Source organism: Streptomyces sp. NPDC015144 (assembly GCF_043079735.1).
GTDB lineage: Bacteria > Actinomycetota > Actinomycetes > Streptomycetales > Streptomycetaceae > Streptomyces.
In genome coordinates this window covers 17,707-36,778 of record NZ_JBIBUU010000032.1, presented here as the reverse complement: position 1 = coordinate 36,778, position 19,072 = coordinate 17,707, and the positions used below count along the sequence as shown (strand labels likewise).

Annotated in this window: 18 protein-coding genes and 1 tRNA gene; 5 read left to right on the top strand and 14 right to left on the bottom strand. The window is 71.7% G+C overall.

The features are described 5' to 3' along the window. The first annotated feature begins 73 nt into the window (after positions 1-73). Together ACF08W_RS33515 and ACF08W_RS33510 are read left to right on the top strand one after the other, a co-directional pair. Positions 74-1,399, top strand: a complete 1,326-nt coding sequence (locus ACF08W_RS33515; RefSeq protein ID WP_385202527.1) for a glycosyltransferase — start codon at positions 74-76, stop codon at positions 1,397-1,399. Beyond that, complete coding sequence (locus tag ACF08W_RS33510) at positions 1,396-3,663, top strand: ArnT family glycosyltransferase (protein ID WP_392281604.1); 2,268 nt, start codon at positions 1,396-1,398, stop codon at positions 3,661-3,663. The genes ACF08W_RS33515 and ACF08W_RS33510 overlap by 4 nt, the downstream gene beginning before the upstream one ends. 6 nt (positions 3,664-3,669) lie before the next feature. On the opposite strand, the gene ACF08W_RS33505 is transcribed toward ACF08W_RS33510, so the two are convergent. Then, entirely contained in the window at positions 3,670-4,533 is an 864-nt protein-coding gene (locus ACF08W_RS33505) for an endonuclease/exonuclease/phosphatase family protein (RefSeq protein WP_392281603.1), read from the bottom strand. Between the two features lie 148 nt (positions 4,534-4,681). On the opposite strand from ACF08W_RS33505, the gene ACF08W_RS33500 reads away from it, so the two are divergent. Together ACF08W_RS33500 and ACF08W_RS33495 are read left to right on the top strand one after the other, a co-directional pair. Next, positions 4,682-6,211, top strand: a complete 1,530-nt coding sequence (locus ACF08W_RS33500) for an MFS transporter (protein ID WP_392281602.1) — start codon at positions 4,682-4,684, stop codon at positions 6,209-6,211. Between the two features lie 33 nt (positions 6,212-6,244). Next, positions 6,245-7,003: a TetR/AcrR family transcriptional regulator C-terminal domain-containing protein gene (locus tag ACF08W_RS33495; protein ID WP_352273953.1), complete on the top strand. Its 759-nt coding sequence runs from the start codon at positions 6,245-6,247 to the stop codon at positions 7,001-7,003. A 150-nt stretch (positions 7,004-7,153) separates the two neighbouring features. Here the strand turns inward: ACF08W_RS33495 and ACF08W_RS33490 are convergent, their stop codons facing one another. From ACF08W_RS33490 to ACF08W_RS33480, 3 genes are all read right to left on the bottom strand, one after another. Next, positions 7,154-7,969: a YceI family protein gene (locus tag ACF08W_RS33490; protein ID WP_392281601.1), complete on the bottom strand. Its 816-nt coding sequence runs from the start codon at positions 7,967-7,969 to the stop codon at positions 7,154-7,156. A 153-nt stretch (positions 7,970-8,122) separates the two neighbouring features. After that, the gene (locus tag ACF08W_RS33485) at positions 8,123-10,642 is read right to left on the bottom strand and encodes an MFS transporter (protein ID WP_385202512.1); all 2,520 of its coding nucleotides are present in this window, start codon (positions 10,640-10,642) and stop codon (positions 8,123-8,125) included. 23 nt (positions 10,643-10,665) lie between these two features. Then, the gene (locus ACF08W_RS33480; protein WP_385202509.1) at positions 10,666-11,193 is read right to left on the bottom strand and encodes a MarR family winged helix-turn-helix transcriptional regulator; all 528 of its coding nucleotides are present in this window, start codon (positions 11,191-11,193) and stop codon (positions 10,666-10,668) included. Positions 11,194-11,764: 571 nt separating this feature from the next. Between ACF08W_RS33480 and ACF08W_RS33475 the strand changes: the two genes are divergently transcribed. Further along, on the top strand, positions 11,765-11,977 hold the full coding sequence (locus ACF08W_RS33475) for a hypothetical protein (protein WP_352273949.1): 213 nt from the start codon (positions 11,765-11,767) through the stop codon (positions 11,975-11,977). A gap of 47 nt (positions 11,978-12,024) precedes the next feature. Here ACF08W_RS33475 and ACF08W_RS33470 read toward each other — a convergent pair whose 3' ends face one another. From ACF08W_RS33470 to ACF08W_RS33425, 10 genes are all read right to left on the bottom strand, one after another. Next, on the bottom strand, positions 12,025-12,813 hold the full coding sequence (locus ACF08W_RS33470; RefSeq protein WP_392281600.1) for a hypothetical protein: 789 nt from the start codon (positions 12,811-12,813) through the stop codon (positions 12,025-12,027). A gap of 66 nt (positions 12,814-12,879) precedes the next feature. Beyond that, on the bottom strand, positions 12,880-13,740 hold the full coding sequence (locus ACF08W_RS33465) for an RNA polymerase sigma factor SigF (RefSeq protein ID WP_352273947.1): 861 nt from the start codon (positions 13,738-13,740) through the stop codon (positions 12,880-12,882). 235 nt (positions 13,741-13,975) lie between these two features. Then, entirely contained in the window at positions 13,976-14,905 is a 930-nt protein-coding gene (locus tag ACF08W_RS33460; RefSeq protein WP_392281599.1) for a SigB/SigF/SigG family RNA polymerase sigma factor, read from the bottom strand. A gap of 204 nt (positions 14,906-15,109) precedes the next feature. Further along, complete coding sequence (locus ACF08W_RS33455) at positions 15,110-15,403, bottom strand: Dabb family protein (RefSeq protein WP_352273945.1); 294 nt, start codon at positions 15,401-15,403, stop codon at positions 15,110-15,112. 31 nt (positions 15,404-15,434) lie between these two features. Beyond that, positions 15,435-15,662, bottom strand: a complete 228-nt coding sequence (locus ACF08W_RS33450; RefSeq protein ID WP_352274240.1) for a hypothetical protein — start codon at positions 15,660-15,662, stop codon at positions 15,435-15,437. A gap of 469 nt (positions 15,663-16,131) precedes the next feature. Next, positions 16,132-16,569, bottom strand: coding sequence for a hypothetical protein (locus tag ACF08W_RS33445; RefSeq protein ID WP_385202499.1), 438 nt, complete (start codon positions 16,567-16,569; stop codon positions 16,132-16,134). Between the two features lie 35 nt (positions 16,570-16,604). Next, positions 16,605-17,540 carry an FAD-dependent oxidoreductase gene (locus ACF08W_RS33440; RefSeq protein ID WP_385202496.1) on the bottom strand — a complete coding sequence of 312 codons (936 nt, stop codon included), beginning with the start codon at positions 17,538-17,540 and terminating at the stop codon, positions 16,605-16,607. A gap of 132 nt (positions 17,541-17,672) precedes the next feature. Further along, a tRNA-Ser gene (locus tag ACF08W_RS33435) sits at positions 17,673-17,757 on the bottom strand. A 45-nt stretch (positions 17,758-17,802) separates the two neighbouring features. After that, positions 17,803-18,231, bottom strand: a complete 429-nt coding sequence (gene tadA / locus ACF08W_RS33430) for a tRNA adenosine(34) deaminase TadA (RefSeq protein ID WP_352274222.1) — start codon at positions 18,229-18,231, stop codon at positions 17,803-17,805. A gap of 90 nt (positions 18,232-18,321) precedes the next feature. Continuing rightward, the gene (locus tag ACF08W_RS33425) at positions 18,322-18,924 is read right to left on the bottom strand and encodes a hypothetical protein (RefSeq protein ID WP_392281617.1); all 603 of its coding nucleotides are present in this window, start codon (positions 18,922-18,924) and stop codon (positions 18,322-18,324) included. Positions 18,925-19,072: the final 148 nt, after the last annotated feature.

Below are 19,072 nucleotides of genomic sequence, written 5' to 3'. Positions count from 1 at the left end.
CGGCCGTGGACTCACAGGTCGGGGACAGGCTCGGCACACCGGTGTGACAGCGCGGGCGGCGAGGGTCGTCCGTATGCCGACCGACACGCCTTGGAGCGTCACCGCCCTGCCGCCCCGGGACCACCTCACCGTAGAAACGGCCGCCGGGCCGGCCGATCCCGCGGGGGCGGCCGTGCTCGACGTGGTGATACCCGTCCACAACGAGGAGAAGGACCTCGAACCCTGTGTGCGCCGCCTGCACGACCATCTGGCGCGCACCTTCCCGTACGGCTTCCGGATCACCGTCGCCGACAACGCCAGCACCGACCGGACACCGCGGGTGGCGGCCCGGCTCGCGGCCGAGCTGCCCCGGGTCCGCTCGTACCGGCTGGAGCAGAAGGGGCGGGGGCGGGCGCTGCGGACCGTCTGGTCCGACTCGGAGGCCCCGGTCCTCGCCTACATGGACGTCGACCTGTCCACCGACCTCAACGCGCTGCTGCCGCTGGTCGCCCCGCTGATCTCGGGCCACTCCGACCTGGCGATCGGCTCCCGGCTGTCGCGCGGCTCCCGGGTGGTGCGCGGGTCGAAGCGGGAGTTCGTCTCGCGCTCCTACAACCTGATCCTGCGCTCCTCGCTGGCCGCCCGGTTCAGCGACGCCCAGTGCGGGTTCAAGGCCATCCGCCGCGATGTCGCGGAACGGCTGCTGCCGATGGTGGAGGACCCGGGCTGGTTCTTCGACACCGAGATGCTGGTGCTCGCCGAACGCGCCGGGCTGCGCATCCACGAAGTGCCGGTCGACTGGGTCGACGACCCCGACTCCAGCGTCCACATCGTGCGGACGGCCGTCGATGACCTGAAAGGCGTGTGGCGGGTGGGGCGGGCGCTGGCGGTCGGCACGCTGCCGCTGGACCGGCTGGCCCGCCCCTTCGGCGACGACCCGCGCGACCGGGCGGTCGGCGGGGTGCCCGGCGGACTGGCCCGGCAGCTCGTCGGCTTCTGCGCGGTCGGCGCGCTCTCCACGCTCTGCTACCTCGCCCTGTACTCGCTCTTCCGGCTCGGCGCGGGCCCGCAGCTCGCCAACGCCGGTGCGCTGCTGGTGTCCGCCGTCGCCAACACCGCGGCCAACCGGCGGCTCACCTTCGGCGTACGGGGGCGGCGCGGGGCCGTCCGCCACCAGGCGCAGGGGCTGGTGGTGTTCGCCATCGGCCTCGCGCTGACCAGCGGTTCGCTGGCGGCGCTGGGGGCGGCGTCGGGCTCGCCCTCGCACACGACGGAGCTCGCCGTGCTGATCGCGGCCAACCTCGCGGCGACGGTGCTGCGCTTCCTGCTGCTGCGCGCCTGGGTCTTCCCCGAGCGGGCCGCGCCCCGGGGCCAGGAGCCCGCCGACGCCCTCCACCACGAACGGGAGACCCACCGATGAGCACGCCGCACCCCGACCGCTGCCGGGCCGCCCGGGTCCGGCGGGGCAGGCCCGAGGACCCGCGCTGGGCGCGCCCGGCCTTCCTCGTCCTGCTGCTGCTCATCGCGGCGGCCTACCTCTGGAACCTCAGCGCCTCCGGATACGCCAACTCCTTCTACTCCGCCGCCGCGCAGGCCGGCAGCCGCAGCTGGAAGGCGTTCTTCTTCGGCTCGCTGGACGCGGCCAACGCCATCACCGTCGACAAACCCCCGGCCGCCCTCTGGCCGATGGCCCTGTCGGTGCGGGTCTTCGGCCTCAACTCCTGGGCGATCCTGGCCCCGCAGGTCCTGATGGGCGTCGCCACCGCCGGGGTGCTCCACGCGGCCGTGCGGCGCCGGTTCAACGCGGTGGCCGGGCTGATCGCCACGGCCGTCCTCGCGCTGACCCCGGTCGCCGCGCTGATGTTCCGCTTCAACAACCCGGACGCGCTGCTCGCCCTGCTGATGACCGTCACGGTCTACTGCGTGCTGCGCGCGCTGGAGCACGGCCGTACGAAGTGGCTGGTGTGGGCGGGGGCCGCGGTCGGCCTCGCGTTCCTGGCCAAGTCCCTCCAGGCGTTCCTGATCCTGCCGCCGCTGGCCGTGCTGTACGCGGTCTGCGCGCCCGTACCGGTACGCCGGCGGCTCGGCCAGCTCGGGCTGTCGGCCCTGGTCATGGTCGTCGCGGGCGGCTGGTGGGTGGCGGTCGTCGAACTCTGGCCCGCCTCCTCCCGCCCGTACGTCGGCGGCTCGCAGCACAACTCCTTCCTGGAGCTGACCTTCGGCTACAACGGTCTGGGCCGGATCAACGGCGACGAGACCGGCAGCGTCGGCGGCGGAGGCGGACCGGGCGGTGGACCGGGCGGCGGTCAGTGGGGCGAGACCGGTATCGGCCGGATGTTCAACTCCGAGATCGGCGGCCAGATCTCCTGGCTGCTGCCCGCCGCGCTGATCCTGCTGGTCGCGGGGGTCTGGCTGACCCGGCGCACGGCGCGGACGGACACCGCCCGCGCGGCCTTCCTCGCCTGGGGCGGGGCACTGCTGACGACCGCGGCCGTCTTCAGCTTCATGGCGGGCATCTTCCACCAGTACTACACGGTGGCCCTCGCCCCGTACGTGGCTGCGCTGGCCGGGATGGGTGCCACGGTGCTGTGGGAGGAGCGCACCCGGTGGTGGGCGCGGACCGTGCTGGCGGGGACCGTCGTCGTGACGGTCTGCTGGGCGTACGAGCTGCTGGGGCGGACCCCGGACTACCTGCCGTGGCTGCGGTGGGCGGTGCTCGTCGCGGGGATCGCGGCGGCGCTCGGGCTGCTGCTCGTCCCGCTGCTGGGGCGCCGGGTGGCGTACCTCGCCGTGGGGCTGGGGCTTGCCGCGTCGCTGGCGGGGCCGACCGCGTACGCCGTGACCACGCTGGACACCGGCCACCAGGGCTCGATCGTCACGGCGGGCCCGTCCGGCGGCGGGATGTTCGGCGGCGGCGGACCGGGCAGAGGCGGCGGGCGCGGGGGCCGGGGCGGCTTCGGCGGCTTCGACGGGGCGGGATACGGGATGGGCTTCCCCGGCCAGGGGGGCGGTGCACAGGGCGGTACGCAGGGCACGCCGCCCGGGGGCGCGCTGCCCGGGGGTACCCCGCCGGGCGGGACCAACCCGTCGAACGGCCAGAACGGCCAGAACGGCCAGAACAGCCAGGGCGCCCCGCCCAACCAGAACGGACAGAACGGCCAGAACAGCCAGGGCGCCCCGCCCAACCAGAACGGACAGAACGGCCAGAACGGCCAGATGCCCGGTTTCCCCGGCGGCAACGGCCCCGGTGGCGAAGGCATGGGGAGCGGCATGGGAGGCGGCGGCATGGGCGGCCTGCTCAACGGCGCCACCGTGGACGCCGAGGCCGAACGGCTCCTGGCGAAGGACGCCGGGACGTACACCTGGGCCGCCGCCGCCATCGGCTCCCAGAACGCCGCCAGCTACCAACTCGCCACCGAGGAGCCGGTGATGGCGATCGGCGGCTTCAACGGAAGCGATCCGTCCCCGACGCTCGCCCAGTTCGAGCAGTACGTCGAGGACGGCCGCATCCACTACTTCATCGCGGGCGGCATGGGCGGCGGCGGTGGAGGCAGGGGAGGCATGGGCGGCAGTGGTGAGGGAACCGCCTCGCAGATCTCCTCCTGGGTGGAGAAGAACTTCGAGAAGGTCACCGTCGGCAACGCCACCTTCTACGACCTGACCAGCCCGAAGAGCGGTTCCTGACGCGCCTCAGCGCCGCAGCAGCAGATCGGCGACGACGGGGCGGTGGTCCGAGGCGAGCGACTCGGCCACCGCCGCGCCGCGCGCCCGTACGGTGTCCTTCGACACCGCCACGTAGTCGATCCGTTCCACCGGATTCTCCGCCGGGAACGTGGGAACGCCCGGCTCGACATCCGTCAACTCCTGCCACAGCGGGGCGAGTTCGGGTGCGCCGGGCGCCGCGTTGAAGTCGCCGAGCAGCACCTGGCGGACCGGTCCGCGCTCCGAGGCCCGGTCCTCCGCCATGATCCGGCGGGTGTCGGCGACCTGGGCGATCCGGACGGACGGGTCCGCGCGGTAGTCCAGATGGGTCGCGTAGACGTGCACCGGCAGCCCCTGCACCCGTACGACCACCTCGCCGAAGCCGGGCGCGGGCGCCGGAACCGGGCTCGGGTCCTGGGTGGAGAGCCGGGTGAGGTCGTGGTTCTCGGCGCTCACGATCGGATACCGCGACAGCACCGCGACCCCGAACTCCCGCCGGGGCTCCCCGGGCGCGACCGGATCGAGGTCGTAGATCGGGGCGAACGACACCCGCATGCCCAGCCGCCCGGCCAGCTCCGCCGCGAGGTCCCGCCACTCGCTGCGGGCACCCCAGCGCACGTCGACCTCCTGGAGGCCGATCACATCGGCGTCCAGTGCGCGCAGGGCCCCGGCCTGCCGGTCGAGGTCGAAGACGTTGTCCATGCCCGCGCCCGCATGGATGTTGTACGTGGCCACCCGGAGCGGGACGGCGGGCCCGCGCCCCTCCCCGGCGGCCGCCGCGGGCGGCGCGAGCACCGACGCCAACAGCCCTGCCGACACGAGCACTTCGACCGTACGACGACGCACTGACATGCCACTCCAACCCTGGGAAGTCCTGTCGATCAGCGCCGAGCACGGTACCGCGCGGAAAAGAGTTGTACACCGTACAGGTGAGCTATACGGTGTACAGCGCGCCACCCGTACACCGTAGAGGAACAGGAACAAGGAAGAAGGAGACCGCATGACGGCAACTGTCGCCGGACAGAAGAACCTCGCGTCCCCCGGCCATCCGCAGCGCTGGCTGATCCTCGGCGTCATCTGCCTCGCCCAGCTCACCGTGCTGCTCGACAACACCGTTCTCAACGTGGCGATCCCCTCCCTCACCCGGGAGCTGCACGCCTCCACCGCCGATGTGCAGTGGATGATCAACGCCTACTCGCTGGTCCAGTCGGGCCTGCTGCTGACGGCCGGCAGCTCCGCCGACCGCTACGGCCGCAAGAAGATGCTGGTCGCCGGGCTGGCTCTGTTCGGCATCGGCTCGCTGGTGGCCGGGGTGGCGCAGTCGTCCGCGCAACTGATCGCCGCCCGCGCGGGCATGGGCGTCGGCGGCGCCCTGCTGATGACCACGACCCTCGCCGTCATCGTCCAGATCTTCGACGAGGGCGAGCGGGTGAAGGCGATCGGCATCTGGTCGACCGTCAGCTCGCTCGGCTTCGCCGTCGGACCGCTGATCGGCGGGGTGATGCTGGACCACTTCTGGTGGGGCGCGATCTTCCTGATCAACATCCCGGTCGCGGCCCTCGGGCTGGTCGCCGTGGTCCGGCTGGTCCCCGAGTCGAAGAACCCGGCGGGCGAGCGCCCCGACCTGTTCGGCGCGCTGCTCTCCACGATCGGCATGACCTGCGTCGTGTACGCGATCATCTCCGGCCCCGAGCACGGCTGGAGCTCCGGCCGGGTGCTGCTGACCGCCTTCGCCGGGGCCGCCGTCCTCACCGGATTCGTGCTGTGGGAGCTGCGTATCCCGTACCCGATGCTGGACATGCACTTCTTCCGGAACCAGCGGTTCGTCGGGGCGGTGGCGGGCGCGATCCTGGTCGCCTTCGGGATGGGCGGCTCGCTCTTCCTGCTCACCCAGCAGCTCCAGTTCGTCCTCGGCTACGGGCCGTTGGAGGCCGGGCTGCGGACGGCGCCGCTGGCGCTGACCGTCGTCGCGCTCAACCTCACCGGGCTCGGCGCGCGGCTGGTGCCCCGGCTGGGGACGCCGGGCACCATCGCGTCCGGGATGACCCTGCTGGCCGCGGGCCTCGCCGCGATCGCCCTGCTCGGCGGGGGCGGGTACGGGGGCATGCTGCTCGGGCTCGTCGTGATGGGCGCGGGCATCGCGATCGCCATGCCCGCCATGGCCAACGCGATCATGGGCGCCATTCCGCCGGAGAAGGCGGGCGTGGGTGCCGGGGTCAACGGCACGCTCGCCGAGTTCGGCAACGGGCTGGGCGTCGCGGTGCTCGGCGCGGTGCTGGGCTCGCGGTTCTCGGCGCTGGTGCCGGCGGCGGTGGGGGCCGCGTCGCTGCCCGCCGCGCTCGCCGCGGCCACCGACGCCGGGGAACGGGCGAGGATCACCGACGCCTTCGCCTCCGGGCTGGAGACCAGCCAGCTCTTCGGGGCGGTCGCCGTACTGGCGGGCGGGGTGCTCGCCGCCGTACTGCTGCACCGCGCGGGCCGCTCGGAGCCGGTACGGGTGGACGCGGACGGTGGCGCGGCGGCGGCATAGCATCAGGGACGGGGGAGACGAGGAGGGTGCGTCATGGTGTCCGCGGCCGACCGGGTGAAGAAGCCCGTCAGGACCAGTGTCTGGCTGGAACAGCGGCCTCCCTCGCGCGCCCGGAGGCCGGACCAGGCGGCCGGGCTGGACCGGGAGAGGATCACCACGACCTCGGTCCGGCTGCTGGACGCCGAGGGGCTGGCCAAGTTCTCCATGCGCAGGCTGGCCGCCGAGCTGGACGTCACCGCGATGTCCCTGTACTGGTACGTCGACACCAAGGACGACCTGCTGGAACTGGCCCTCGACACGGTCTACGGCGAGTTCGTGGTGCCCCCCGAGGACGCCCACTGGCACGAGCGGCTGCGCGGACTGGCCGCCGAGTACCGCGCGCTGCTCGTCCGGCACGTCTGGGTGTCGACGCTCGCCGGCCACTTCCTCAACATCGGCCCGCACGCGATGCTGATGTCGTACGCCGTCCAGGACGTCATCCGGGCGACCGGCCTCCCCGCCCACCACCAGACCGGCGCGCTCTCCGCGGTCTTCCAGTTCGTGTACGGGTTCGGCACCGTCGAGGGGCACTTCGCGGAGCGCAGTACGGCGGCCGGGCTCAGCCAGGACGAGTACTACCGGCAGGCGATGAGCACGATCCGCTCCCAGCCGCAGCACAGCCGGATCATCGAGTCCTCGCAGGAGGTCATGGACGCCCGGGGCGGCGGCACGGTCGAGGAGATGCGCGACCGGGACTTCGAGGTCGCCCTGGAACTGCTGATCGCGGGCATCGAGGCGATGCGGGACCGCTGAGCCCGGTCACGGGCCGTTCGCTGGCGTCCGACAGCACGATGACGCTGTGTTCGTCGCGATGTGGGGTGCCGGGTCCGCGGACCACGACGGCACCCCACCGGCCACGACGGAACTCGACTGGCGACGATGGTCGCGTGGTGTTCCGCCCGGTTACGAGGGCAGCGTCCCGCCCTGCACGGCCTGGATGTCGAGCTCCACCCGCAGCGTCGTGCCGATCGCCGCGATGCCCGCCTGCACCACCTGGTTGTAGTTCATCGCGAAGTCCTCGCGGTGCAGCTCGGCCGTGGCGTTGAAGGCGGCGCGCACCCCGCCCCACGGGTCGGGGCCGGTGCCCAGGTAGCTCAGGTCCAGGTCGACGGGGCGGACCACGCCGTGCATCGACAGCTCGCCGTGGACCAGCCAGCGGTCGGGGCCGGTCGGGGTCAGCCCGTCCGAGCGGTAGGTGATCTCCGGGAAGCGCTCCGCGTCCAGGAAGTCGGGCGAGCGCAGGTGCTTGTCGCGCATGCTGTTGCCGGTGTCGATGCTCGACGCGGCGATGACGGCCTCGACCCGGGAGAGCTGGACGTCCTCCGCGATCTCGATGCGGCCGCTGAACTCGGTGAACCGGCCGCGCACGCTGGAGATCCCCAGGTGCTGGGCGACCGCGGCGACCGAGCAGTGCGCCGGATCCAGCGACCAGGCCCCCGGCGGCGGCAGTTCCACCCCGCCCTGCCGGCTCAGCACCACCGTGCCCGCCTCGACCCGCCCGCTCGCCGTGACCATGGCGGTCGAGGCGGCGGGGGCGTACCCGACCGCCGTGACGATCACCGTGTACGCCCCGGCGTCCAGGCTGCCCTCGGTCCGTACCGCCCCGTCCTCGTCGGCGGCGGCGCGCAGCACCTGCGTTCCGGTCATGTCGGTGACCGTCACGACCGCGTGCTGGACCGCCCAGCCGTCGCGGGTCCGTACCTGTGCGCGAAGTCCCATCCGGTTCTCTCTCCTAGGTCCATGACTCGTTCAAAGAGTCGGGCCCCGGGCGGGGACGGCAGGCCGTCCCCTGCCTGTCGTCCCCACGCCGGGGCCCATTTCCACCTGCCGGCCGGTGCCTCCGCTCGAAAGCACCGGCCGGCCGGGGGTCTGTTACTCGCCGGGGTGGGCGAGCTCGATGTCGTGGCCGTCGGCCCCGCGGCCTGCCACGGTCAGCGCGCTCGCCACCGGCGGGTAGCCGGTCGCGACGACCGAGTACTCGCCCGCGTCCAGGTCGGTGAAGGCGTACGCCCCGTCCTCCCCGGTCGTCGAGGTGGCGACCACATTGCCCGCCGCGTCGACCAGTGTGACCCGGGCGTCCGGCAGCGGACGACGCGCGGTACCCGCCCGCACGACTCCCTGGACCAGCGCACCGGCCTGGAGCACGGCCTCGACCCGGGTGATCCCCTGGCCGCCGACCTCCACCGGCAGCGCCAGCGGCCGGAAGCCGAGGGCGTTGACCGCGACGGTCACGGTGCCGGGCACCAGCTCGCCGAAGGCGAACTCGCCCGCCCCGTCGGACGACCCGGTGGCCAGGACGTCGCCGCGCACATCGGTCACGACAACCATGGCGCCCTCGACCGGATCGGAGGATTCCGCCGACCGTACGAGACCGGCGAGCCCGCTCGTACCCGAGAGCAGGATGTCGAACGCGAGCGGCTCGTCACCCACGACCACCGTGGACGCCTGCGGCTGGAAACCGTCGGCGGAGGCGATCAGGACGTAGCTGCCGGAGCCCGGGGCGTCCAGCTCGTACGTGCCGTCGGCCTGGGCGACGGAGCGCCCCAGCTGGCGGCCGGCCAGCGAGATCAGCGTGACGGCGGCACCGGCCACCGGCGCGCTCTCCGCACCGCGCACCACACCGTGCACGGCCGTGCCCCGAAGGGCGGGCGCCGGGGCGGCGGCCGGGGCCGCGTCCTCGACGGCCGTCGCGGTGGCGACCGGGGCGGCGGGGGCCGGGACGGCCGCGACCGCGACCGGAGCCTTGGCCAGGGCGTCGGCCGGAACCTCGGCAGCGGCCGGGGTCTCGGCAGTGGCCGGGGCCTCGCTCGACGCGTTGGTCTTGAGCGCGACCTCCTTGATGAAGATCGTGATCAGGAAGGCGATCAGCGCGGCGGGGGCGGCGTACAGGAAGACGTCGCCGACACCGTGCCCGTAGGCGCTCTCCACGACCGAACGGAACGGCTCGGGCAGCTCACGGACGTTGGGGATGCCCCCGCCGCCGGTGCCGCCGTGGCCCATGGCCGCGCCCTTGGGACCGAGCTCCGCGAGCCCTTCCTTCACGTAGTGGGTGACGCGGTTCGCCATGACGGCGCCCAGCGCCGAGACGCCGATCGCACCACCGAGGGAACGGAAGAAGGTGACGACGGAGCTGGCCGCGCCGAGGTCGGACGGGGCGACCTGGTTCTGCGTGGCGAGCACCAGGTTCTGCATCATCATGCCGATGCCGAGACCCATGACGGCCATGAAGACCGCGATGTGCCAGTACTCGGTGTCGTAGCGGAGGGTCCCCAGCAGGCCCAGTCCGGCGGTGACCAGGAAGCCACCGCTGACCAGCCAGGCCTTCCAGCGGCCGGTCTTGGTGATGATCTGGCCGGAGACCGTGGAGGAGATGAACAGACCCGCGATCATCGGGATCGTCATGACGCCCGACATCGTCGGCGACTTGCCGCGCGCCAGCTGGAAGTACTGGCTGAAGAAGACGGTGCCCGCGAACATCGCGATACCGACGAACAGCGAGGCCAGCGAGGCCAGCGCGATGGTGCGGTTGCCGAAGAGGCGCAGCGGGATGATCGGCTCGCTGGCCTTGGACTCGATGGCGACGAAGATCGCGCCGAGGACGACGGAACCGACGACCATCACGGCGGTCTGCCAGGACAGCCAGTCGTACTTGTCGCCCGCGAAGGTCACCCAGACCAGCAGCAGCGACACGGCGGCGCTGATGAAGAACGCGCCCCACCAGTCGACCTTGACCTCACGCTTCACGACCGGGAGCTTCAGCGTCTTCTGGAGCACGATCAGCGCGATGACGGCGAACGGCACACCGACGTAGAAGCACCAGCGCCAGCCCATCCAGCTGGTGTCCGTGATGACACCGCCGAGCAGCGGACCGCCGACGGTGGCGACGGCGAAGACCGCGCCGATGTAACCGCTGTAGCGGCCGCGCTCGCGCGGGGCGATCATCGCGGCCATCACGATCTGCGCGAGGGCGGAGAGACCGCCGACGCCGATGCCCTGGACGACACGGCAGGCGATCAGCATGCCGCTGCTGGTCGACAGACCGGCGACGACCGAGCCCGCGACGTAGATCACCAGGGATATCTGGACCAGCAGCTTCTTGCTGAACAGGTCGGAGAGCTTGCCCCAGAGCGGGGTGGTGGCGGTCATCGCCAGCAGCGAGGCCGTGACGACCCAGGTGTAGGCGCTCTGGCCGCCGCCGAGGTCGGAGATGATCTCGGGCAGGGCGTTGGAGACGACCGTCGACGACAGGATCGCGACGAACATGCCGAGCATCAGCCCGGCCAGTGCCTCCATGATCTGCCGGTGTGTCATCGGCGCGCCGGACGCGGGGTCCGGCGACCCCCCGTGCTTGGCGTGGCCGCCCCGCACACCGGTCGGTGTGGTCGTAGCCATTTAAGTCCTTGTCTTTGCTTCTGTTACACAGGTGTACGGGTGTGTACGTCGTGGTCGTGGTCGCTGCCGACCGGTCGGGAGCGGCAGTCGCCGCTGTGCTTTCCGGGGCCGCACCCGCCGGGCCCGCGGCAGGCGAAGCTGTCGCGCAGCCGGGCCAGCAGCGTGTTGAGCTGCCCGACCTCCTCGTCCGACCAGTCGGAGAGGTTGTGGGCGAACATCTCGGTGGTCCGCCGGTTCAGATCGCCGAGTACGTCATGTCCCTCGGGGGTCAGCCGCAGGATGCGGGACCGCTTGTCCGCCGGATCCGGGGACCGCACGATCCAGCCGCGCTCCGCTACATGGGCGACATGGCGGCTTGTCACCGACATGTCGACGTCCAGCAGCTCGGCCAGCCGGCTGATCCGCATCTCGCCGTGCTGCCGGAGCAGGGTCAGCACGGCGGCGGACCCGGCCGGGCACTCGGCGGGGAGGATGCGGGCGAGACCGCGCTTGACGGCCCCTACGGCGCTGAGTTGCCGGGCCAGTTCTTCGTACCGACTCCGTGCCGCCACGGGACCCCCAGACATCTCATCTCACCGGTGCATCTTGTTGCTTAGGGCAACGATAGAAGCCGTTGGTTGCTGCAGGCAAACGAAAGTGGACTTGCAGAAGTAAAGGAACGCAAAAGGCTGTGTAGGGGCGGAGTCAAGCCCGCAGCGCAGGGGTGGTGCGTGGGGCGCGGTGTGTGTCATGCCACAGCAGAGCCCCCGGTGGCACCCGGCCCGATGCCCGCCGCCGACCCTGACTCGCAGGGGCCGGGCCGGTGCGTTGGTCCATGTTCTGGCGGAGGGGCAGTCCGCCCCGGGGCACGTCCCGCCTGAGTTGCAGTCCGCCCCGGGGCACGTCCCGCCTGAGTTGCAGTCCGCCCCGGGGCATGTCCTGTCGCAGGCGCAGTCGACCCGGGCACGTCCTTCGGGAGGTGCTGCCGGTCCTGGGGTGTCCGCTCTGGAGTCCGGGGTCCACCGTGCGCTCCCCCGGGCTCGTCCCGCGCCCCCGACCTGGCCCCTTCCTCCCCTCACCCCTCTTCCCCTTCCCCGACCCGGGGGTTGGGGAGGAGAGCCGAGTTCGCTAGGGTCCTGGCCCATGGCACACAACCCCCACGCCCCGCAGGGCCCCGAGGGCAACCACGACCCGGCCGGCAGCACCCAGATGTTCCGCGCCTTCGTCGACGAGGGCGAGCCGCAGCGTCGGCAGCAGCCGGCCGCCTCGTCCGGAGGACCGAGGACCGGGGTGATCGTCGGCGTCGTCGTGGTGATCGCCGTCCTCGCTGCGGTGGCCTGGCTCGCGCTCGGCTGACCGTCCCGGCGGCCGCGCCGGCCGCCGGCCGGCACACACGTCCCCTGTCACTTCGATACGGCGGTGACGTCCCGGGTCTCGACATGCATGCCCAGGGGCACCCGCCAGGCGTCCACGCAGACGGTGTACGTCGCCGTCCGCGCCGCTCCCGCGTCGATCGGCGCGGGGAGCGGCCCGGTCGACTCCACGGTCGCCCAGTCGACCCCCAGCGAACCGATCACGTGCGTGGCGAAGGTGACCGTTCCCCCGCGCACCGGTGATCCCCCGGTGTTCCGGAACTCGACGGTCACCTTCTCGCACCAGCGCTCGTCCGCCGCCTGCCGGACGGGGGCGCCCACTCTCAGCTCGGCGGGCCCGGAGGGCGTACCGGGGGCGGATGGCGTCGAGGGCCCGGTGGGCTTCGACGGGGCCGAGGGCACGGTGGGACGGGGCGTCGCCCCCGTGCCGCGTCCGGGAGAGCCGGAGGGCGACCGCGAGGCGCCCTCCGAGGGACCGCTGGACCCGCTCCCGGACCCGTTTCCGTCCCGGCCGCCCGCCTTCCCGCCCCTCCCGCTCCCGCTTCCGCTCCCGTCCACTCCTCCACCGGTGTCGGCTCCGGCACCGGGCCCGGCTTTGGGGCTTCCGCCGTCCGGGTCGAGCGGGACCAGGGTGACCTTGCCCGGCGCGCCCCCCGCACCCGTCCCCGGCTCCGTACCGGCCGCCCCGAGCGCCGCGTGGCCCGTCTCCGCCGCGCCGCCACCGCAGGCGGCGAGCGCCCCGCCCAGACACAGCACGGCCGCCGAGGCGGCGATCAGGGTGCCCCGGCGGCCGTTCGATCCGAGAATCCGACGTCGCATCGCGCCAGTGTGGCTGACGGTCCGTCAAATCGGAAGGGTCGCGCTCCGGTACGGAAATCCACGGCGTCAGTCGGCGATGAGTCCTTCCCGCAGCTGGGCGAGCGTACGGGTCAGCAGGCGCGAGACGTGCATCTGCGAGATCCCGACCTCCTCGCCGATCTGCGACTGGGTCATGTTGGCGAAGAAGCGCAGCATGATGATCTGGCGCTCGCGCGGCGGCAGCTTGGCCAGCAGCGGCTTGAGCGACTCGCGGTACTCGACGCCCTCCAGGGCCGAGTCCTCGTACCCGAGCCGGTCCGCGAGGGAGCCCTCGCCGCCGTCGTCCTCGGGGGAGGGCGAGTCCAGCGAGGAGGCGGTGTACGCGTTGCCGACGGCGAGCCCGTCGACCACGTCCTCCTCGGAGACGCCGAGCGCCTTCGCCAGCTCGGGGACGGTCGGCGAGCGGTCGAGCTTCTGCGCGAGCTCGTCGCTGGCCTTCGTCAGGGCCAGCCGCAGCTCCTGGAGCCGGCGCGGCACCCGCACCGACCAGGAGGTGTCGCGGAAGAACCTCTTGATCTCCCCGACGACGGTCGGCATCGCGAAGGTCGGGAACTCCACGCCCCGCTCGCAGTCGAACCGGTCGATTGCCTTGATCAGGCCGATCGTGCCGACCTGGACGATGTCCTCCATCGGCTCGTTGCGGCTGCGGAACCGGGCCGCCGCGTACCGCACCAGCGGGAGGTTCAGCTCGATGAGTGTGTCCCGTACGTAGGCGCGCTCCGGGCTGTCCGTGCCGTCCGGGGACGGTTCGAGGGCGGCGAGCCGCAGGAACAGGGAGCGGGACAGCGTACGGGTGTCGATGGCTTCCGGCGGGCTGGTGAGCACTGCGGGTGCCGGTTCGCTCTTCGTGAGCGTGAGCACCTTCGAGCTGCCCTGTTCTGCGGACATGCCACCCCCTTGAGGTCGCGGACGGTCGCGTCGAGCCGCGACCATCGGAGGAACGCAGCCTCCACCTGAATACCGGAGGCGGGGCCACGGCAAACGCGGTTCCCGCAGAATGTCACATGTCGGCAACACGCTGTAGTGACATGTCGACAAGTCTTTGTGACATAAGCGCAGTTAACAAGGGGTGTAGGCCATTCGGGCCCCGGAAAACGGACTTCGCGTGCTGTACCCGATCCGGTTACGCGTCGATCCTGTTTGCGGACCGGAGTCGGGCGAAGCTGCGGGCCAGCAATCGGGACACGTGCATCTGGGAGACGCCCAGTTCGGCACTGATCTGGGACTGCGTCAGGTTGCTGTAGTAGCGCAGCAGCAGGATGCGCTGTTCGCGCTCGGGCAACTGTACGAGCAGGTGCCGGACGAGGTCGCGGTGTTCGACCCCGGCGAGCGCCGGGTCCTCGTACCCGAGCCGGTCGAGCAGTCCGGGCAGGCCGTCGCCCTCCTGGGCGGCCTCCAGCGAGGTCGCGTGGTACGAGCGCCCCGCCTCGATGCAGGCGAGCACCTCGTCCTCGGAGATCCTCAGCCGCTCGGCGATCTCGGCGGTGGTGGGCGAACGGCCGTGAGCGGTCGTCAGGTCCTCGGTGGCGCCGGTGACCTGGACCCAGAGTTCGTGCAGTCGACGGGGGACGTGGACGGTCCGTACGTTGTCCCGGAAGTATCGTTTGATCTCCCCGACGACGGTCGGCATGGCGAAGGTCGGAAACTGGACACCGCGCTCGGGGTCGAACCGGTCGATCGCGTTGATCAACCCGATCGTGCCGACCTGGACGACGTCCTCCATCGGCTCGTTCCGGCTACGGAACCGCGCGGCGGCGTACCGCACCAGCGGCAGGTTCGCCTCGATCAGCGCCGCCCGCACCCGGCCGTGCTCGGGGGTTCCCGGCTCCAGGTTCTTGAGCTCGCCGAAGAGGACCTGGGTGAGCGCCCGGGTGTCCGCCCCCCGGCTCCGGGCGGCCTGCGCGGGCCCGACCGACCCGCCGGATGCGGCCGTACCGGCGGCCTGCCCCGCCGGGGTGGCGGGGTCCGGCTGACCGGCGGGGCTCGGCTGACCGGACTCCTGACCGGGCTGGCCGGACTGGGGAGGCACTTGAGGCGCTGCACTGGCCGGCACGATGACGCCACCCCTTTGCGGTCAACTCCATCAATTCATCCATCAAAAGCGGTCATAGCATCACAAGACATGTCCACTGTGTGCAAGCACCGTATAGCGTCGTGTTGGGTTCAACGTGGTTTAAAAAACCGGAAAAGCCCCTCACCATGGTGGTGAAGGGCTCGAAGGCGGTCCGGACCGAGAGGGGAAACCGGTCCGAATGAATCAGAACGGGTAGTCGGCGATCACCCAGGTGGCGAATTCGCGCCACTGGCCGGCGGCGGCCTGGTGGGCGGGGTGCTCGATGTAGCGCTTCAGGGCGTCCTCGTCGGCGACCGCGGAGTTGATGGCGAAGTCGTAGGCGATCGGCCGGTCCGTGATGTTCCAGGCGCACTCCCAGAACTCCAGCTCCGGGATCTGCCCCTCCAGCTCCTGGAAGGCCCTGGCCCCGGCCACGGCTCGCGGGTCGTCCCGCTCGACACCGTCGTTCAGCTTGAACAGGACCAGATGGCGGATCACGGCCCACTCCCTTTCCCGCTGCGCTACTTCTCTACTTCACGAGCTCCGACATGAAGGAGCCGACGCCCTTCGCGGCGCTCGCGATGCCCTCGAACCCTACCTGCACGAGGTCCGCCGCACGCTCAGGGGCAGTGATGATCGTGTACAGGACAAAGATGACTATGATGTAGAGAGCTATCTTTCTCGCTTGCGCCATCAGCCCCTGCCTCCCCTTCGGCCGTCTGTCGATCTCCTGCGCAGTCGGTGAGTCTATCCGCACGTATGGCCGGATCCCTTGGGGCACCGTGACCTCTCACGGCACTTTTAAGGACCAAGGACCCACCGATCAAGGCCCTTCGCCCGCCCACCCGGCACCGGCGGAGGAGCAGGATGGACGGTGAGCCCGGCGGATGAGGCAGGAATCCAAAGGGCGCAGGAACGGCCCCTCACTGTGGGGCCCTCCCGCGGTCCACCCCCCCGTACCACGCCGAGGGCTTGAGGCCCCGTTCCCACCGGGGGAAGCGGCTTGTCCCCCCGATGCCGCTTCCCCCGACCTGCACTTTCCGCCCCGCGCCGGCCCTACGCGAGGCCCGCGCAACCCGCCAGGCACGCAACGGATCACCAGCCGCACCGGCATCCAATCCGGAAGGCCCCCGCACGCGCGGGGACGGCAGGCGGCCGACGACGATCACGCGGTCGCCGCGCGGACCACCCCCGCACACGCGGGGCGAGACTTCGGACCTGGGCGTTTACGTGGCGGAGGGCCTGGTTTCGTTCAGTGCGTCCGAGTCGGGCGTTGCCTGGCGCGTGGTCCTGTTGGCGGCCACCGCGCAGACCGCGAAGGTCACTCCGAGAAGGCCGAAGACGACGGCCAGGTTGCCCTTGGCCTGGACGGACGACTGGCGGGACGCGATCTCCCGTTCCCAGCGGACGGTGTCCTTCTGCATGGTCGACCGGTGCTTGAAGAAGCAGCTCATGAAGAGCTGGTCGGGCGCGGTGTCCGCCTTGGTGTCGCAGTCGGCGTCCTCAAGGAGTCTCACCTCGTTGCTGAACTCGTCCAGAGGTGGATCGGAGACCTGGGAGGCCGTGCTCAGCGCGATCGCCGACAGGATCACTGCCGTGGTGATGCTGAGCATCGCCAGGACGATGCAGAAGACGGATCCGGCGCTGCGCCCTTGGGATGACATGGCAGGGAGGTTATCCCCCCAGGCGTCAACTCATGTCATTGCGTGGGGACTTGATGGTCCGGTGGTGGTGCGTCGCGGCTCGCGTAATACGCGCGGAGGGCGGCTTCCGCGCCGGAGCCGAGGGCGGTCTGGATGCGCTGGTAGCGGGGCGAGCGGAGGTCGCCGGCGACGATGAGGCGCGGGTGCTGGGCGGCCGGTGGGCAGTAGCCGGTGGGGGCGGGGCGGAGGTCGCCGGGTGGGGGTGCGGGGGAGTTGCCGATGCTCAGGTAGGTGGCGTCGGCCGTGAGGCGGCGGGGGTTTCCGTCGCGGTCCAGGGCCTCGGCCGTTGCCGGGAGGCGCAGGGTGAGGTGGGCCACGGGGTGCAGGGCGACGCGGGGGTCGTCGCGGATCTCCTCGACCTTGTAGTCGTCGCTCGCCGGGTACGCGACCAGGAGGCGGGTCCGCGTACCCGGGTGGGCGCGCAGGAACGTACCGATCAGGCGGTCGCCGCCGAGGACCAGGAGGGTGCGGCCCTCGGCGTCCGCCGCTTCGGCGCGCCAGAGCGGCGGCAGCGGAGGCGTGGCCGGTGGGGCGACGGTGATCCAGGGGGTGTCGTGCGGCTGGACCGGGCCCACCCCGGTGGCGACGACGGCGTACGGGGCGGTCAGGCGGCGACCGTCGTCGAGGGTGGCGGCCGCGTGGTCGTCGTACGCGTGCAACGCGGTGACCCGGCGGCCGAGTTCGGTCCGGCAGAGCGGGGTGCCGGTCAGCAGCTCGTCGGTGATGGCGGTGGCCAGGGAGGCGCCGTCGGTGTGGCCGCCCAGGACGTTGTTCAGGGCCGGGATCCGGTACAGGTTGCGGCAGAGCGCGTCCGGCTCGACCAGGATCGACCGCATGCCCACGCCCGCCGCCGTCCGGGCCGCCGCGCAGCCGGCCGGGCCTCCGCCGACGACGAGGAGATCGGTGTCGAAGGCGTGACGCGGGGAGGGCATGGGGCCATTCCAGCACCTGGGGCGGCCGGGCGGTACATCACCCGTGCAGGTGGTTTGCCGGGTTCGTCATTGTGCGGGGAAAGCACAAAACTCGAAGGGCCCGACGCGATGCGTCGGGCCCTTCATCAAGAGCGGTAGCGGAGGGATTTGAACCCTCGGTGAGTTTCCCCACACTCGCTTTCGAGGCGAGCTCCTTCGGCCGCTCGGACACGCTACCGAGAGAGAGCTTAGACCATCGCGGGCCGGGAGAAGAAATCGGTTCTCAGCGGGTGCGGAAGAAGGCCGTCAGCAGGCTCGCGCACTCCGCTTCCAGCACGCCCTGGATCACTTCGGGCCGGTGGTTGAGGCGGCGGTCGCGCACGAGGTCCCAGAGGGAGCCGGCCGCGCCCGCCTTCTCGTCGCGGGCCCCGTAGACCACCCGGTCCACCCGGGACTGGACCAGGGCGCCCGCGCACATTGTGCAGGGTTCCAGGGTGACCACCAGGGTGCATCCGGTGAGGCGCCACTCGCCGTGGGACGCGGCGGCCCGGCGCAGGGCGAGGACCTCGGCGTGCGCGGTCGGGTCGCCGGTGGCCTCGCGTTCGTTGTGGCCCGTGGCGAGCAGCGCGCCATCCGGTCCGAGGACGACGGCGCCGACCGGCACATCGCCGGCCCGCGCCGCCAGATCGGCCTCGGCCAGGGCGCGGCGCATGTGCGCCCGCCACGGGTCTCTCACGGGGTCGTACGGTTCGCGCGCTTCGTGCGGGTGGTGCGGGTGCGGTGGTTCACTCACCCGCGGACCTTAACGGACGGTCTCCAGGACCTCGGCCGCGCCCAGCGCGTCCGCGATCTCCGCCAGTACGTCCGTGCTCAGCATCAGCAGCTCGGCCTCGGGGAGTCCGAGGTCGGCCAGGACGAGGGTGTCGCCGAGCGGGCCCGCCGGTACGGCGTCGGCGTCGGCGCCGAATCCGTCGTCCGGGTCGTTGGAGTCGGAGTCGGTATCGGAGCCGGTGTCGGTATCGGTGTCGGAGGTGTGGTCGGGGGTCGTGTCCGGTTCGCCGTCCTCCGTGCCGTCGAGGCCGACGAGCTCTTCGAGGGCGGCGATCGTGTCCTCGGCCTCGGGTTCGCGGCCGAGCAGTTCGTCGGTGAGCAGGATCTCCCCGTACGAGGAACGGGCGGCGGCGGTGGCGTCCGAGACGAAGATCCGGGGGTCGTCCTCGCCATCCACCCGGACGACGCCGAACCAGGCGTCCTCCTGCTCGATGAAGACGAGCACCGTGTCCTCGTCCACCGAGGCGTCACGGGCCAGATCAGTCAGGTCGGACAGGGTCTCCACATCGTCGAGTTCCGTGTCGCTCGCTTCCCACCCGTCTTCGGTGCGCGCGAGCAGTGCGGCGAAGTACACCGTGACTCTCCCACTGGTCATAGGGGCGTCGGTCCGGCGGGAGGGCATCCGGTGGCCCGGCTGTCCTGAGTCCCGCCCAATCGGAATCGTGGCAGAAACTAGGCGTTCGGGAGAGGAGTTCGGCCGTTGCGTCGGCCATCAGTTCTCC